This is a genomic window from Acinetobacter sp. V102_4 (assembly GCF_031799005.1).
GTDB classification, from domain to species: domain Bacteria; phylum Pseudomonadota; class Gammaproteobacteria; order Pseudomonadales; family Moraxellaceae; genus Acinetobacter; species Acinetobacter calcoaceticus.
The window spans coordinates 1-785 of sequence record NZ_JAVQNR010000020.1 but is presented as its reverse complement, the minus strand read 5'-3'; the positions used below and the strand labels follow the sequence as shown (position 1 = coordinate 785).

1 protein-coding gene is annotated in these 785 nt (G+C 51.2%); it reads right to left on the bottom strand.

Features of this window, described 5'->3' with window-relative positions; translation table 11 throughout:
• The coding region (locus RMB13_RS00605) for an Ig-like domain-containing protein (RefSeq protein ID WP_311084116.1) at nt 1-785 on the bottom strand (785 nt) is incomplete at both ends.

Sequence of the window (785 nt, the reverse complement as noted above, 5' to 3'; positions counted from 1 at the left end):
TAGTCAACACCATCCACATTCACAACCACAGTTGCTGTTGGATCATTGACTGTACCAGTGAGCGCTGGGGTGCTGTCATTGGTGAGCACATCATCAAGTGCTACTGTCGGTGCCAATGCATCAACCACAGCTGTTGCTGGGCCTGATGTATTGCCAGCAGGATCTTCTGTTACTGCTGTTACCGTGTCACCATCATTTAAGCCTGGGTTTGGCACAGTCCAAGTACCATCCGGTCCTGCTACAACACTTGCTGTACTACCGTCCGGATATGTCACAGTCACTGTTGAACCAGGTTCTGCCGTACCTGTAATTGGGTCTGTCCCGTTAACCGGGTCAATCACTGGTGCTGAAGGAGCTGCTGTATCAACTGTCACAACACCTGTATCTGTACCCGCGTTACCTGCTGCATCTGTTGCCGTCACGGTAATCGTGTGTGGACCATCGTTAAGTACAGGCAAGCTATTGTCTGCAAGCGTCCAGGTGCCATCGCCATTGTTCGTCGCTGGGTAATCAACACCATCAACAGTCACTACTACAGTTGCTGTTGGATCGTTGACTGTACCGGTGAGCGCAGGTGTGCTGTCGTTGGTGAGCACATCATCAAGTGCTACTGTCGGTGCCAATGCATCAACAATAGCTGTGCCCGGCAATGATGGGTTGCCTGCAGGGTCTGTAGCAATCGCTTCAACTTCATCGCCATCATTTAGGCCTGGATTTGGCACAGTCCAGTTACCATCCGGTCCTGCAACTACACTTGCTGTGCTGCCATCAGGATAAGTTACTGT